This window comes from Paenibacillus sp. FSL H7-0703, from assembly GCF_038003485.1.
Classification (GTDB): domain Bacteria; phylum Bacillota; class Bacilli; order Paenibacillales; family Paenibacillaceae; genus Paenibacillus; species Paenibacillus polymyxa_B.
Genome location: NZ_JBBOPF010000001.1, coordinates 1,194,555 through 1,208,537, shown reverse-complemented (window position 1 = coordinate 1,208,537; position 13,983 = coordinate 1,194,555). Strand labels below are relative to the sequence as shown.

General features: G+C 47.9%; 16 protein-coding genes. 14 read left to right on the top strand and 2 right to left on the bottom strand.

Annotated features, from left to right (window positions below):
- Positions 1-151 precede the first annotated feature (151 nt).
- From MHB46_RS04840 to coaD, 8 genes are all read left to right on the top strand, one after another.
- Entirely contained in the window at positions 152-1,969 is a 1,818-nt protein-coding gene (locus tag MHB46_RS04840) for an APC family permease (RefSeq protein WP_023988151.1), read from the top strand.
- A 140-nt stretch (positions 1,970-2,109) separates the two neighbouring features.
- A complete protein-coding gene (locus MHB46_RS26200; RefSeq protein WP_367987578.1) occupies positions 2,110-2,181 on the top strand; it encodes a hypothetical protein in 72 nt (23 codons plus the stop codon).
- Positions 2,150-3,268, top strand: coding sequence for an acyltransferase family protein (locus MHB46_RS04835; protein WP_341161727.1), 1,119 nt, complete (start codon positions 2,150-2,152; stop codon positions 3,266-3,268). Before MHB46_RS26200 ends, MHB46_RS04835 begins: the two co-directional genes overlap by 32 nt.
- A 171-nt stretch (positions 3,269-3,439) precedes the next feature.
- A complete protein-coding gene (locus tag MHB46_RS04830) occupies positions 3,440-4,072 on the top strand; it encodes a hypothetical protein (protein ID WP_341161726.1) in 633 nt (210 codons plus the stop codon).
- Complete coding sequence (locus MHB46_RS04825; RefSeq protein ID WP_165176697.1) at positions 4,065-4,580, top strand: accessory gene regulator ArgB-like protein; 516 nt, start codon at positions 4,065-4,067, stop codon at positions 4,578-4,580. Before MHB46_RS04830 ends, MHB46_RS04825 begins: the two co-directional genes overlap by 8 nt.
- A 5-nt stretch (positions 4,581-4,585) precedes the next feature.
- Positions 4,586-4,708 (top strand): cyclic lactone autoinducer peptide, encoded by a 123-nt coding sequence (locus tag MHB46_RS04820; RefSeq protein WP_023988155.1) that lies wholly within the window; start codon positions 4,586-4,588, stop codon positions 4,706-4,708.
- A 308-nt stretch (positions 4,709-5,016) separates the two neighbouring features.
- Positions 5,017-5,658 (top strand): 16S rRNA (guanine(966)-N(2))-methyltransferase RsmD, encoded by a 642-nt coding sequence (gene rsmD / locus MHB46_RS04815; protein WP_028542741.1) that lies wholly within the window; start codon positions 5,017-5,019, stop codon positions 5,656-5,658.
- A complete protein-coding gene (gene coaD / locus MHB46_RS04810; protein ID WP_250261723.1) occupies positions 5,651-6,172 on the top strand; it encodes a pantetheine-phosphate adenylyltransferase in 522 nt (173 codons plus the stop codon). Before rsmD ends, coaD begins: the two co-directional genes overlap by 8 nt.
- On the opposite strand, the gene MHB46_RS04805 is transcribed toward coaD, so the two are convergent.
- On the bottom strand, positions 6,135-7,418 hold the full coding sequence (locus MHB46_RS04805; RefSeq protein WP_341161725.1) for a nucleoside recognition protein: 1,284 nt from the start codon (positions 7,416-7,418) through the stop codon (positions 6,135-6,137). The two genes, coaD and MHB46_RS04805, sit on opposite strands and share 38 nt — an antisense overlap.
- 198 nt (positions 7,419-7,616) lie before the next feature.
- On the opposite strand from MHB46_RS04805, the gene MHB46_RS04800 reads away from it, so the two are divergent.
- Entirely contained in the window at positions 7,617-8,648 is a 1,032-nt protein-coding gene (locus tag MHB46_RS04800) for a YlbL family protein (protein WP_341161724.1), read from the top strand.
- Here MHB46_RS04800 and MHB46_RS04795 read toward each other — a convergent pair.
- Entirely contained in the window at positions 8,638-9,873 is a 1,236-nt protein-coding gene (locus MHB46_RS04795) for a nucleotidyltransferase (RefSeq protein ID WP_341161723.1), read from the bottom strand. The genes MHB46_RS04800 and MHB46_RS04795 overlap by 11 nt on opposite strands.
- A gap of 355 nt (positions 9,874-10,228) precedes the next feature.
- On the opposite strand from MHB46_RS04795, the gene MHB46_RS04790 reads away from it, so the two are divergent.
- From MHB46_RS04790 to MHB46_RS04770, 5 genes are all read left to right on the top strand, one after another.
- Positions 10,229-10,747, top strand: coding sequence for a YceD family protein (locus tag MHB46_RS04790; protein ID WP_069291707.1), 519 nt, complete (start codon positions 10,229-10,231; stop codon positions 10,745-10,747).
- Between the two features lie 187 nt (positions 10,748-10,934).
- Positions 10,935-11,108, top strand: coding sequence for a 50S ribosomal protein L32 (gene rpmF, locus MHB46_RS04785; protein ID WP_007429979.1), 174 nt, complete (start codon positions 10,935-10,937; stop codon positions 11,106-11,108).
- Positions 11,109-11,389: 281 nt separating this feature from the next.
- Positions 11,390-11,986 carry a transcription factor FapR gene (fapR, locus tag MHB46_RS04780; RefSeq protein WP_007429980.1) on the top strand — a complete coding sequence of 199 codons (597 nt, stop codon included), beginning with the start codon at positions 11,390-11,392 and terminating at the stop codon, positions 11,984-11,986.
- Positions 11,970-12,962, top strand: coding sequence for a phosphate acyltransferase PlsX (gene plsX / locus MHB46_RS04775; protein WP_061832012.1), 993 nt, complete (start codon positions 11,970-11,972; stop codon positions 12,960-12,962). The genes fapR and plsX overlap by 17 nt, the downstream gene beginning before the upstream one ends.
- Before the next feature lie 8 nt (positions 12,963-12,970).
- Positions 12,971-13,960 carry a beta-ketoacyl-ACP synthase III gene (locus MHB46_RS04770; RefSeq protein ID WP_069291709.1) on the top strand — a complete coding sequence of 330 codons (990 nt, stop codon included), beginning with the start codon at positions 12,971-12,973 and terminating at the stop codon, positions 13,958-13,960.
- Positions 13,961-13,983 lie beyond the last annotated feature (23 nt).

The window sequence follows — 13,983 nt, the reverse complement described above, 5'->3', positions numbered from 1 at the left end:
TTTTAGGGAGCATTCCTTATTGTTTTTTTCAGGATGAGGGAGTATAAAATAATAGTTCATTTGTTTCATCAATCTGATGTTCAGGTGACATAATAAACATAAGATCCATAGTTCTTTTGCAAAACCCTCATCCAAAGAAGGAGTCAACGAAATGCTGAGTAAAGTCAAAAGATTATTAATCGGTCGTCCGCGAAAGTCGACGGCCCTTGAAGATGAGAAACTGAATAAGCTCAAGGCACTGGCCATTCTGTCCTCAGATGCCTTGTCCTCTGTAGCTTACGGAACGGAGCAAATTCTGCTGGTTTTAATTACAGCCGGCTTCGCTGCCCTATGGTATTCCATTCCTATATCCATTGCGGTATTGGGATTGCTGATCATTCTGATCCTGTCCTATAGACAGACCATATTTTCCTATCCTGGTGGCGGAGGAGCGTACATTGTTGCACAGGACAATTTGGGAAAGAGTCCGAGTCTGATTGCAGGTGGTTCTTTGCTGGTCGATTATATTCTGACGGTAGCAGTTAGCTCATCAGCAGGTACAGATGCCATTACATCGGCTTTCCCGTCGTTACATGATCATCGGATCGCCATTGCTCTGATTATGATTATCTTTTTGACTATTATGAACTTGCGCGGGGTGACAGAATCTGCCTCGGTGCTGGCTGTACCGATTTACTTATTTGTTGTTGCGATTTTTGTTTTGATTATTAGCGGTATCATTCATTACGTGGCAGGGGGAGCTCATGCTGCAGCACCGCAATTTGGAGCTACGGTATCCAACGTCAGTCTGTTCCTATTACTGAAGGCGTTCAGCTCGGGTTGCTCGGCATTAACTGGGGTAGAAGCTGTCTCGAATGCCATTCCGAACTTCCGCAAGCCTGCTGCCAAAAATGCAGCAACTACACTAATGATGATGGGTTTGATTCTCGGGTGTATGTTTATCGGAATTAGTTTGCTGGCTTATTGGTACGGTGTTCGTCCTAATCCGCATGAAACGGTCATCTCGCAAATTGCGAACGCCACTTTCGGGCGCGGTGTGATGTATTACATCATTCAGGGCGTAACGGCGCTCATCTTGTTTTTGGCGGCAAATACAGCCTATTCGGCCTTTCCGTTGCTTGCTTTTATGCTGGCGAAGGACAAATACATGCCGCACATGTTCATGGTTCGTGGAGATCGGCTCGGATACTCTAATGGTATCCTGTTTCTGAGTATCTTCTCGGCATTGCTGGTCATCGTATTTGGCGGCAACACAGAAAATCTGATCCCGCTTTATGCCGTAGGGGTATTTATTCCGTTCACGCTCTCGCAACTTGGCATGATGATTCGCTGGATCAAGCTCAAACCGCCAGGCTGGATCGTCAAACTTGCTATTAATACGGTTGGGATGCTGACCACGCTGTCGATTACGCTCATCTTTATTTTCACCAAATTTAGCCAGGTGTGGGTAATCTTTATCTTTCTGCCTTTGGTTCTGTATTTCTTTATGAAGATCAACAGGCATTACAAAAATACGGCTGAACAACTGCGCATTGATATTACCAAGGATAAACCTATGGTGAAAGGCAATACGATTATTATTCCGGTGGCAGGTATTACGCGAGTCGTTATGAATACGATCAGCTATGCCAAAACCTTGTCGGATAATGTGGTTGCCGTATATGTGGGAGTGGATGATGAGGCGATTCAAAAAATGGAACAGAAGTGGGAAGAGTGGGACGTGGGCATACGTTTAGTAGTGCTGAGATCCCGTTATCGCAGCATCATTAATCCGCTCCGCAAGTTCATCGATACAGTAGAGTGGAAAAAAGCAGACGAGGACCATATCACTGTTCTCATTCCACAATTCATCACCAAGCACTGGTGGGAAAATATTCTACACAATCAGACCAGCTTACTGATGAGAGCTTATTTGATTAATTATAAAGACGTGATCGTAACGACCGTTCCTTTTCATTTAAACAAATAAAGTCACTGCCAATTGTAGGGTACAGCTGAATATAGCATGACCAAAATGAACACCTTTTGGCCGCATTTCTTTGCGGTCGGAGGGTGTTTTTTTTGCATAACGGAGATATTTACTTTGGTGATACATTTTGTGTATTATAGATACGAAATGTATCATTCAAGACTGTTATGGAGGGATACGATGCCCGAAGCCACGGGGAAAATGGAAGATGACAAGCTGCAATTTGTAGATACGCTGAGGGCGCTGGCTATTATTGGAGTTTTACTTGTGCATGTCAGCCAGCATGTAGACGGATTAAACGGATGGTTGCAAAAAGGTTTGAGTATAGGAGCTAAAGGAGTCGCTTTATTTTATATGGCCAGCGCTTTTACGCTATTTCTGTCCTTGAGCAGACGTTCGGGTGACAAGAGGGAAAGAATTTCAGCTTACCTGTTGCGTCGTTTTTTTCGGATTGCTCCTTTGTATTACGTGATGTTAGGAATCTATTTGGTTGTGAACGGGACAGGTCCAAGATTTTGGCTTGGAGATCAGGAGGGAGTCACTGTCGCCAATATCACTGCTCATGTCCTGTTTTTGAATGGTCTGAATCCGTACTGGATCAACAGCATTATTGGTGTGGAATGGTCCATTGCGGTGGAATGTATGTTTTATCTGTTTATTCCCCTATTATTTAAGCTGATCCGATCAGTCCGCCATGCGACCTGGTTTGTTGTGATGGCGCTTGTGGTAAGCTTCGGGCTAAATACGGTATTTGCTCAATATCCATGGATTAGTGATCACTCTTTATGGGGTCACTATCTGTATTTATGGTTTCCGAATCAATTGCCTGTCTTTGGGCTAGGTATATTGTTGTTTTTCATTTGGAAAGACGAGCGGCATTGGAAAAGTATAGACCGAGTCAGTGGAGGTTTGCTGCTTGTTTCTGTGCTATTTGCATTTTTTGGAGGCATGACCGATTATCTCCTAGGTTTCGGGTTGCTACTGGGAGCGTATGCTTTGTATCACTGGCAGCCGATATGGCTGCTTAATCGGGTATGGTCATGGATCGGCCGCCTTAGCTACAGCATGTATTTGACGCATATGCTGGCTCTGGGACTAATCGTACAGGTTAAAATACCTTTTGCTCCCCTAGTCAGCCTCACACTTATGTTTATCATGACGTTGCTAGTCACCATCGGACTATCTTGGTTTACCTACTCGTGGATTGAACACCCCGGCATCCGTTGGGGGAAAAAGCTTATATCACGTATGAAGCCTGTGCGCAAGCAGGGAGATTCGGTCAAAGAAAGTGTTGCCTAAGCTACAACTTGAAGCAGCATCCGATAACATTTGGTTGAAGTGCTTGAATAAATCTATGAAATAATTGAAAAGACCTCTTGAAAAGTAGCTCCCAGCCCTTTATATTCGATGTACATCCAAGTTTTTGAATACACCGATGAGGTTGGTTGGAATTGTAAAGGAGATGCGCGCATGCTTTTGAAGCCAATCGGCTTTTTGGTTTTCTCCACGCTTGAGGGAGTAGCTGTTTTTGCGCTGATTTTGAGTATTTTTAAAGTTAAAATGACCCCTTATCTTTGGCAGGCCATTTTTGTTAACCTGATTATGAATATGCAAAGTTATATGCTCCGAGAGGAGTTTTCCCTTTCGTATTTGGTGCCTGTCGTAAATATGCTGCTTTTTATTTTTTTACTCGCTACGGTCGTGAAGATTCCGATTGTGTGGTCCGGTATTATGACGGTTACAGGTTATTTTGCATATGCCGTTGTTCAGTCGGTATTCTTAAAAGTCATGTTCGGCAACCTTCCGGTTTCTGAGCTGCAGGATGGGTCCTTGAAGGGCTATCTGCTACAAGTGGTAAGTGCGGCAGTAGGACTGCTTATTTCATTGATGTTGTATCGAAAAGGGATTGGCTTTTCCCCTAATTTCAAGAAGCTTAAGTTCAAAGAGGAATATGGCATTGTCATCACGCTGATTATCCTGTCCCTCATTTCAACTTCTATTGTGCTCTACTATAACGAGGTATGGTTAAGTATGATATTTTTTGCACTGGTTTCGGGATTTTTCATCTATTATGCAATCGGAAAGGAATACCGGGATGATTGAAGCGATGGCTTTCAAACTTGCTAACCAGATCAAACGTACTGTGCCTGATCATCCAGCCTCTGTCGCGGTACTTAAATACGCACTTGCTCTCATTCTGAATGCGTCCATGATCATCGTGTTAACACTATTCGCCTCAATCTTCACGGGACGGATGGTAGAAGCTGTAACGATTCTCATCGCTTTCGCCCTACTGCGCCAAATATCAGGAGGCATTCATTTGAAAACGGGCATGGCATGTGTGTTGGTGACTTCAGCAGCTTTTACTTACATATCCTGCATTGCCTTAAATAGTTGGTGGACAAACCTGTTTACCGGAATAGCTCTCATTCTCGTTTTATGTTTTGCCCCATCCAGAATTGAAAAGCAGTCGCGCATTCCAGTACGTTTTTATCCCCTCTTGCGACTGTTATCCTCCTTGCTTGTATGTACTAATTTTGTAATCGGTTCCTCTGTAGTGGCTGTTGCTTTTTTGGTCCAAAGTCTAACATTGATCCGGGGAAGGAGGTGAGTGGAATGATGAGGAAAATGGTATATGGATTAGCCACATCGTTGTCTATGTTTGCAACATTTGCTGTCTCAGTGGCGAGTTATGTGTATGTTTATCAAGGGGATACACCCGAGGAACTGCTTAAATAAACAAAAATAGAAAAATGATACATAGAGCTGCTATTAAGCAGCTTCTTTTTATGTAAAAAAAATCAGGCGCTCCATTAAAGAGCGCCCGAATGGGAGAGGAGAAACCGGACGAAGAGCTTATGGGGAAACGTAAGTCTTCTCCGCGGTTGTCTACGACATTGGTTGAATGCCGATATCCTAAGGATGCCCAGGGAATGGTTTTTTATACCTGCCTCATCCTAAGTTTTTCAAACGGCGGTGCATGTGGTACGATAGCGTCATAATCTTATATGGTTATGAACACATATAGAAAATAGGTGAGTTTCAGCGTGAGAGTGGTATCGGGTAGTGCCAAAGGAAGGCCGTTAAAGGCAGTTCCCGGCACAGGGACGCGGCCGACCACGGATAAGGTCAAGGAAGCGCTATTTAGCATGATAGGTCCTTATTTTGATGGGGGAGTCGCACTTGATCTGTTTGCTGGCAGTGGTGGCCTGGGTATAGAGGCGCTTAGCCGGGGAATGGACAAGGCTGTTTTTATTGATATGGAATCCAAAAGCATTGATGTCATTAAAGAAAATTTGCGAAAAACTGGATTGGAAGGACAGGCTGAAGTGTTCCGCAATGATGCCGGACGAGCGCTCAAGGTGCTGGCAAAACGTGGAGCTCTTTTTGATGCTGTTTTTCTGGACCCACCCTATCGTCTCAAACACGGAGATGAATTAATGAGCCGTATGGCTGAGTTGAACTTGCTTCGTTCAGATGCAATCATCGTGCTGGAGTATGAATCGGGACATGAATATCCGGAAAGCTTCGGGCCGTTCGAACAGGTCAGAAAAGCAGTTTATGGTGAAACGGCGTTATCTATTTATCATTTTGCAGCCGATGTTTTGTCGGATGTCGTAGAACATACAGAAGCCGGAGGGGTCAAATTCGGCATCAGCGAATCAGACGGGGAGGACCATCATGATTGAGCACAAACCACGTATTGCTGTATATCCGGGAACTTTTGATCCCGTGACGATGGGGCATCAGGATATTATTCAAAGAGCAGCCAGACAGTTTGATCTATTGATTGTCGCGGTTCTTAACAATATTAGTAAAAATCCGCTGTTTTCACTTGAGGAACGAATGGAGCTGCTGCGAACGGTAACTCGCGATATCCCGAACGTTGAAGTGGACAGCTTCCGTGATCTGACAGCTAATTATGTACGTCAAAAAGGGGCCCAGGTTATTGTCAGAGGAATCCGGTCGGTGACTGATTTTGAATATGAGCTGCAATTAGCCTCTACAAATCATAAGCTGAACCCGGATGCGGAAACGATCTTTATGATGACCAATCCGACTTATTCATATCTGAGTTCCAGTATGGTGAAGGAAATTGCGCATTTTGATGGCAAGGTTGTAGATCTGGTGGCACCCGAGGTGGAAGACGCGCTGCGTGCGAAGGTCAACGCGAATCGTGGCGGCTCCACCATGAAGTCATAAAGGAAAAGGCCAGCAGGGTAACTATAATTGTACCTAGCAGTGCAATGGACAGTACGGTTAGTTGCCAAGGGTACATAGATGTTCCTTCTATTTGTGTTAGTAAGCCGCTGGCTCCGGCCATGACAGGATGCGTGGCGGATTCATTTACGCTTTCCACAAAAGAAGACACAGAACTGCGACTGACGTAAGCGGGAGTTGTATTGCTGACGATGCGGTTAAGTGGGACCCATGTCGCTAAGGTAAGTCCAAAAGCAGTAATCCCATGGAGCACTCGTGACAAGGTGAAGGTGATGCCCTTGTCGGAAGGTCTGGTGACGGCGGTAATTTGAAGCCAGCCGCACAGGCCGCCCCAGCCCAACACAGCACTGATCAGGGCTGCTTGTGTACGGAGATCGTAGGGCAGACGGCTGATTTCATAGGAACCCAAATGGATTTCCATCCAGGCAGGCCATATGAAAGAAAGCGATCCTTGGCCTGTGTATATGGACAGCAGTCGAATTAGTACGGAAAAGAAAATAATGAATCCACCTGTCACCATCAGCGTCTGTACAGCATGGGATACGGTTTCGCCCAACAGTTTTCCGAAACTGCGGCCGTCCCGTTCTCTGGCAGAGCGGGTAGCTTCCCATGCGGATCGGATCAGGGAGGGAGAAGTACGGGAAACTGAGGTGCGCCGTAGGGCAGCTGGCGTTTCCCGTTTTTGCAATTCTTTAGACGATACAGGTAGTCTGGCGGTGATCCAGCCTGCCAGCAGCCCGGAAATCCAGTGAACTGCAAGTAACATCACGCCTGCGGTAGCATTGTGCAGTAGCCCTGTCCCGATGACGAGCAGGATGGTAATCGGATTGCAGAAATGAGCGATAGAGGTTAGACGTCGAAGCTGAAACGCAGTCATATCCTCCTGTTGTGCCCATTGGCGCACTGCTTCCGCAGCAGCGGGGAATCCCGCGGTCAGGCCGAGGGCCAACACCCAGCCGCTTCGCCCGGGTAGACGGAACCAGGATCGCATAAACGGCTCCAGCAGGATACCTAGTCCATGTACTAGACCAAAGGCGATGAGCATTTCGGACAGCATCAAAAAAGGCAGCATGGCTGGGAAAATAATACTCCACCATAGCTTAAGGCCTTGAGTAGAGGCTTGAAATACTTCTTCTGGTGAGGCGACAACAGCCAGTACAAGCAAAATGGCTCCGAGGCCAAGCAGTATGGTTGTCCAATAAGGAGCGGAATGGGCTTCCTTTTGCATCAAAGAATTCACCTCTCATAAATATACTAAGGAGAGTGGGATGCTGTCTCCAGTGTTTATTCACGTTCGTTGTCTTGGGATAGGTTGTTCGTATACGTTGTCGTAAACAATGTATGCTTTTTCGGAAGGCTTGAGAACAGGTGGCGCAGAGGCACTTGGATAAGATAGGAGAAGTTAGGCTGCAAGGGGGGAGAAGCAATGAAACGAATAAACCGGAAAAGAGTTTTTTTTACAACCGGTTATGTCTTAATGCTGGCTGCAATGGTCTATGTGCTGGTCTATATGCCAACCCCTTATCTGATCTATGGACCAGGTGGGGCTAACGAGATCAAACCGATGGTTAAAGTCCGGGAGGGTGACAGCATCGAACGGGGGAGCTTTATGATGACGACGGTATCGGCGCGTTATGCCAATGTTATTATGTTGGGCCTGTCCAAGCTGGACCGCAATTCGGAGATTCAGCGCAAAGAGGATCGTCTGCATGGAAGAAGTGAAGACGAATATGCGGCAGAGCAGGTATGGTATATGGGGGATTCCCAATCTTCCGCGATGGAGGCTGCCTACACCCGTGCCCATGTTCCCTATCGCATTGTGCCAGATTACGTGTATGTATTTAAGGTCCCGGGATCGAACAGCGTGTTTGAGCCTGGAGATGAAATATTGGAGCTGAACGGCGTGCGAGTGACCGATAATCGTTCCATTCGGAAGGCTTTGGAGGACGAAAAATCGGGAAAAATGGCTAAAGTGAAGCTAAAGCGCGATGGAAAGTTGCTGACCGTTCAAGCTCCCTTAACGACCATCACGGACAGTGAAACGGGTAAGCAACGTTCTGGATTTGGCGTCAGTATTGCCACGGTACAGAAGGTAGAGCCGAAGGATGAACGTAAAACGATTCATTTTACATCTACGGATGTTGGCGGTCCTTCGGCAGGTTTGATGTTTACCATGGAAATCTATAACCAACTGACACCAGGTGATCTGAGTAAGGGATATCGTGTAGCCGGTACGGGTACTATTGATAAGGACGGTCAGGTTGGAGCGATTGGTGGTGCAAAGTATAAAATAGTTGCTGCTGACCGTCAGAGTGCGGATTTGTTTTTCGTCCCTGCGGATAATTATAAAGAGGCGAAGGCCAAAGCTGAGCAAATGGGAACCCGGATGAAGCTTGTTCCGGTTCGCAAGCTTGGCGATGCGCTGAATTATATGGAAAAGCTGCCCATCAAACCATAATGGGCGGTCGCAAGTAATCAGCATACATGTCGCGGATGGCGGGACGTGGCATCCCGGCTGCGTGTATGGCGGCTGCGGCTGTATCCCAGTCCAGCTGAGGATGTGATCCGGCAGACAGCTTGACCCATACCGGAAGGGTGGCTGTCTGCTTCATACGTGCCAGCAGCTCGCGTCCAGCCCTGTTAAAGCCGAGCACGCGGATATAGCCCGGACCTTTCGCCAGCTCAGCAGGAGTCATATCGGTTTTGGCATGATTCAGCAAAATATGTGTACACATCCGCTGAAGCTTCGTACGAGTATAGCGCCTTGTCTTGATCGCGGTGAGCAGGGCCTCCACAGAAGGCTGGGGGAGCGTGTACAGCGATTGCCGCAGACGATGCTCCAGCCCTTCGGTGACCTCGTGCAGCTCCGCCAGCTGCTGCGGGCTACGTGTGATCAGGGCGTTCAGCAACGGCTGGCTGAACGCTTCCCAGTGCAGCGGCGCGCGTTCAGCTTGCCACTCGCGCCGCAAAATCTCCAGTGTCGCCGCAGGTATGTAGAGCGACGCGGCTTCCGGCCCGCCGTCCAGCAGCAGACGGCGGATGGCCGTGGCGCTGGCGATGACTCCGTCCGCAGGGGCCACGGCTTCGTGGTAGCCCGATCCTGGGCGGGCAACCACGAAGGGCTTGATTGTGCTGCCCAGCCGTTCCAGCGCAATCAAATAATGCAGCCCCAATGTATTGTTGGGCTGCTGCATTAGGGCGGCGAGCGCAGCGCCGTCCGCTCCTTCGGCCGCGAGCGCGGCTGCGGCTCCCGCGTAGGCAGCGGGATAGCTCGTGCCACTGCTTAGGCGCTGCGCGATGCCGGCCTTGAGCTCGGCCGGCTCTGCCGCCAGCACGCGAGCCAGCGCGCGCAGCGGGGCGATGTCTCCGCTCTCGCTGCCGAAGCAGAGCGCGTCGACGATGCCCGTCGCGTGGAGCAGGGCGACCGCTCCGCGGGCAAACCATTCTGCGGGCTGGACGGCATAGGCCACAGGCAGCTCCAGAACTAGGTCCACACCCATGGCGAGTGCCATTTCGGTGCGGGACCATTTGTCTGTAATCGCGGGTTCACCCCGCTGAAGGAAAGGACCACTCATCACAGCCACTGTGCGCTGTGCACCAGTGATGCGAAGAGATTCCTCCCAGTGATGGACATGTCCGTTATGCAGGGGATTGTACTCTACAATCATACCGAGTGTTTTCAAGACCGTAGTCGGCTCCTTTCTTAAAGTAGCTTATTGGGTATCCCTTTTGATAATAATGGTTAAGTACCCGTGAATGATTGTTTTCAGGGTAGCTATACTGATTTTTCATCGTCGGCATGAACAAGACCATTGAGACCTGGACGAAAAAGCTTTATACTCGCATTATTGTACACGAAGAGTGGCGGGGGTACGAATACTCATCAGTACATGTTTAGCACAATGCATTTTTACTTCTGCATAAAACTTGTCGAACCATTGGAAAACCGGTGGATTTGTGAGTGGTGTAAAGTGAAAGGTGTTGACAAACGACTCGATCAGTCGGTATAATAATTTTTGTTTGTTTGGAGTGATAGTGATGCAACTATTTTTTCGCAAAGTAGCAACAAGTGACGGTCCTTTTCCTATCCGTGAATCTCTTAATGTGAGTGAATTGGTGGATGATCGTGCTGATGTTACGGCCGTTTCCCCGCTGGAGACCGACTTGGTCGCCGTTAGTCTGGGTCAAGGCTTGATGAGCGTGGAAGGCACGTTGACCGCAGGTCTGGACATGCTGTGCTCACGCTGTTTAAGCCCGATGCACGAGGATTTAAAGATTGAATTCCGTGAACGGTTCAAGCAAACCTCTTCGAGTGTTGAAGAGGAGGATGAAGATGGCGATTTTATCGCAGTGACGGAGGACTCCTTCGACATTGCACCGTATTGTGAAGAACTGTTTGTACTGCATGTGCCGTTTGCGCCTTTGTGCAGTGAGGATTGTCAGGGAATCGCACCAAAGACCGGACAAAACTGGAGTATTGGCTCCGATGACAGTAGCGATGGCAATACGGAAAAGATTGATCCGCGTCTGGCAGGGCTTAAGGATTTTTTTAAATGAGAATTGAGTTCAATTCTGAAAAATCATCATCCGCTTGTGCCGGAGAGTTACTGAACCGATGCGTGGATGTTGCAGGCTTGATTCACCGGCTGTAAGATAATAGCTTCTAGCATTTTCTTTCAGTCTTGAATGAGATAAGAAGTCATACCCGTTATGCGGGGTTGATCTGGTTAAGGAGGTGGGAAGAATGGCAGTACCTCAACGGAGAACATCCAAAACTCGTCGCGACAAACGTCGTACTCACTTTAAACTGGCAGTACCAGGTATGGTGAAATGCTCCGAATGCGGCGAATTGAAACTTGCTCACCATGTGTGCAAAGTTTGCGGAACGTACAAAGCTAGAGAGATCATCTCTCAATAATGTCCGATAAGCGGATTCTTTGGAATCTTCGCAGAAAGAGTAGCGCTTCACTTCAGTGAGGCGCTACTTTTTTTGTCTGCATGCTTCCTTTTTACGTCAGCATGCTATATACTGTTTTAGTACCAGGTTCTAAGAAAGAAGGGCCCAAGGGGTTCCTTTATACATACAAGAAGACAAATCGGCTTGAAGTCTCGCCGTTAGAAAGTGAAGTAAAGTAACCCAAACTGTCGTCTGAACGACAGTTTATTGTAGAGAAAGGAGGCGTCATTGATATCGAACGTTTGCCGAAGAGACAGAGACAGCAGCGGCTGACTCAATTAATTGATGATAATCCGTTCGTAACGGATCAGGAATTGACAAGACAGCTGAAGGTAAGTATTCAGACTATTCGGCTGGACCGGATGGAGCTGGGAATCCCGGAATTGCGGGAACGGCTAAAGCTGATGGCTGAGCGCTCCTACGACCAGGTTCGTTCCTTGCCTTTGCATGAAGTGATCGGGGATATCGTTGATCTACAGTTGGATCGAAGCGGTATTTCGATTTTTGAGATTAAAGAGGAACATATTTTTTCGCGTACTGGCATTGCGCGGGGGCATTATGTATTTGCCCAGGCCAATTCATTGGCCGTTGCCGTGATTAATGATGAGATAGCATTGACCGCGTCAGCGGATATACGCTTTGTCCGCCCGGTTCATTTAGGTGAAAAGTGCATTGCCAAGGCATATGTGCGCTCCAATCCAGAACAAAAAGGGAAGGCTAAAGTGGAAGTCTTTGCCTACGTAGGAGAAGAAATGGTGTTCCAAGGCAACTTTGTCATTTATCGCTCCACGGAGGAAGAGTATAGCGAAGGAGGAAGTCAGCATGCGGATCGCCATTGATGCCATGGGGGGAGATAATGCTCCTGAGGCGACAGTAGAGGGCGCGCTATCTGCGGCGGCGGAATGGAAGGATACGGACATTACGCTGGTTGGTGACCGGGAACGAATTGAATCGGTTCTGAACGGCAGGGCGTTGCCGACGAACCTCAGCATTCGCCATGCATCCGAAACGATAGATGCGCAGGACGAGCCTGTAAAGGCAGTGCGCCGTAAAAAGGATGCTTCGATGGTCGTGGCTGGTCGAATGGTCAGAGAAGGCGAAGCGGATGCCATGATATCCGCAGGTAATACAGGCGCGCTAATGACCACAGGGTTGCTGGTGGTTGGAAGAATGGAAGGCATTGAACGTCCGGCTCTTGCGCCGATGATACCAACGATTGATGATCAGGGTATTCTGGCGCTTGACTTGGGAGCCAATATGGATGCCAAGCCTGAGCATCTTGCCCAGTATGCACTGATGGGGAGTCTGTATCGTCAGAAAGTTCACGGTGTGACTTCTCCAAGGGTGGGTCTGCTGAATGTGGGGACTGAAGCTGGGAAGGGCAATGAACTGACGAAGTTGGCATTTCCACTTATTGAGCAATTACCTGTCAATTTTGTGGGTAATGTTGAATCGAGAGATGTGTTAACCGGGAATTGCGATGTACTGGTGTGTGATGGATTTGCTGGAAATATCATGCTAAAATCACTGGAGGGTACAGCCGGAGCCATATTTTCTCTCTTAAAAGAGCAATTCACCAAATCCTTGAAGACCAAGCTTGCGGCAGCCTTGATTATGCCTGAGCTTCGCAGTCTGAAAGGTAAATTGGATTATAAAGAGCATGGCGGGGCTCCTTTGCTGGGTTTGAGTGGACTCGTCCTGAAAAGTCACGGTTCGTCTGACGGCGTTGCCGTCAAAAATGCGGTAAGGCAGGCTCGTACGGCCTTGCAAAACCGGTTGGTGGAAAGTATATCCAAGGAAATCAGCAGGAAGTGAGTGACGATATGAATAAATTACGGCCGGTTGGTGTTATCGGAACAGGGAAATACGTACCTGAGAAAATTCTGACCAATAAAGATTTGGAAGCAATCGTAGAAACGAGTGATGAATGGATTGTCAGCCGTACAGGGATTCAGGAGCGCCATATTGCGGCTCCAGAACAGGCTACATCTGATTTAGCTTATGAAGCAGCAATTAAGGCGTTGGAGTCCGCGGGTATGACGGCACAGGATCTGGATTTAATTATTGTAGCTACGGTTACACCGGATATGGCGTTTCCGTCAACTGCTTGCATTCTTCAGGACAAATTGGGAGCCAAAGGCGCAGCAGCTTTCGATTTGTCTGCGGCATGTTCGGGTTTTGTATACGGACTAGCTACGGCAACAAGCTTCATTAAGACAGGTATTTATAATAATGCATTAATCATTGGGGCAGACTGTCTTTCTCGGATTACAGATTATACCGACCGCAATACCTGTGTTCTATTCGGAGATGGTGCAGGAGCTGTAGTGATTGGCGAAGTGCCTGAAGGTAGAGGATTCCAATCCTTTGATCTCGGGGCTGAAGGTGCCGGAGGCAGCTTACTCAAGTTGGAAGCAGGAGGCTCGCGTTTGCCTGCGAGTGCAGACACACTGGAAAATAAACAGCACTATATTTACATGAACGGACGCGAAGTGTTCAAGTTCGCGGTTCGTGTTATGGGAACGGCAACGGTTGATGTGTTGGAAAAAGCAGGGCTGTCCAAAGATGATATTGATCTGTTCGTTCCGCATCAAGCCAATATTCGCATCATCCAATCGGCGATGCAACGTCTGGATTTACCAGAGGAAAAGGTAGTTGTTAATGTTCATAAATATGCGAATACATCTGCAGCATCAATCCCTCTCGCTCTTGTGGAAGCAGCTGAGGAAGGCCGCATGAAGGAAGGCGACCGTGTATTAATGGTGGGCTTTGGCGGTGGCTTGACCTGGGGAGCGTCGGTTCTTGTCTGGTGATTAGTTGGAATTTTTGATATAAT

Coding starts and splice junctions, on each gene's coding strand:
- MHB46_RS04840 (WP_023988151.1), top strand. CDS start 152: ATGCTGAGTAAAGTCAAAAGATTATTAATCGGTCGTCCGCGAAAGTCG.
- plsX (WP_061832012.1), top strand. CDS start 11,970: ATGCGGATCGCCATTGATGCCATGGGGGGAGATAATGCTCCTGAGGCG.
- MHB46_RS04770 (WP_069291709.1), top strand. CDS start 12,971: ATGAATAAATTACGGCCGGTTGGTGTTATCGGAACAGGGAAATACGTA.
- MHB46_RS04825 (WP_165176697.1), top strand. CDS start 4,065: ATGATTGAAGCGATGGCTTTCAAACTTGCTAACCAGATCAAACGTACT.
- MHB46_RS04800 (WP_341161724.1), top strand. CDS start 7,617: ATGAAACGAATAAACCGGAAAAGAGTTTTTTTTACAACCGGTTATGTC.
- rpmF (WP_007429979.1), top strand. CDS start 10,935: ATGGCAGTACCTCAACGGAGAACATCCAAAACTCGTCGCGACAAACGT.
- coaD (WP_250261723.1), top strand. CDS start 5,651: ATGATTGAGCACAAACCACGTATTGCTGTATATCCGGGAACTTTTGAT.
- MHB46_RS04805 (WP_341161725.1), bottom strand. CDS start 7,418: ATGCAAAAGGAAGCCCATTCCGCTCCTTATTGGACAACCATACTGCTT.
- MHB46_RS04835 (WP_341161727.1), top strand. CDS start 2,150: ATGCCCGAAGCCACGGGGAAAATGGAAGATGACAAGCTGCAATTTGTA.
- MHB46_RS04790 (WP_069291707.1), top strand. CDS start 10,229: ATGCAACTATTTTTTCGCAAAGTAGCAACAAGTGACGGTCCTTTTCCT.
- MHB46_RS04820 (WP_023988155.1), top strand. CDS start 4,586: ATGATGAGGAAAATGGTATATGGATTAGCCACATCGTTGTCTATGTTT.
- MHB46_RS04830 (WP_341161726.1), top strand. CDS start 3,440: ATGCTTTTGAAGCCAATCGGCTTTTTGGTTTTCTCCACGCTTGAGGGA.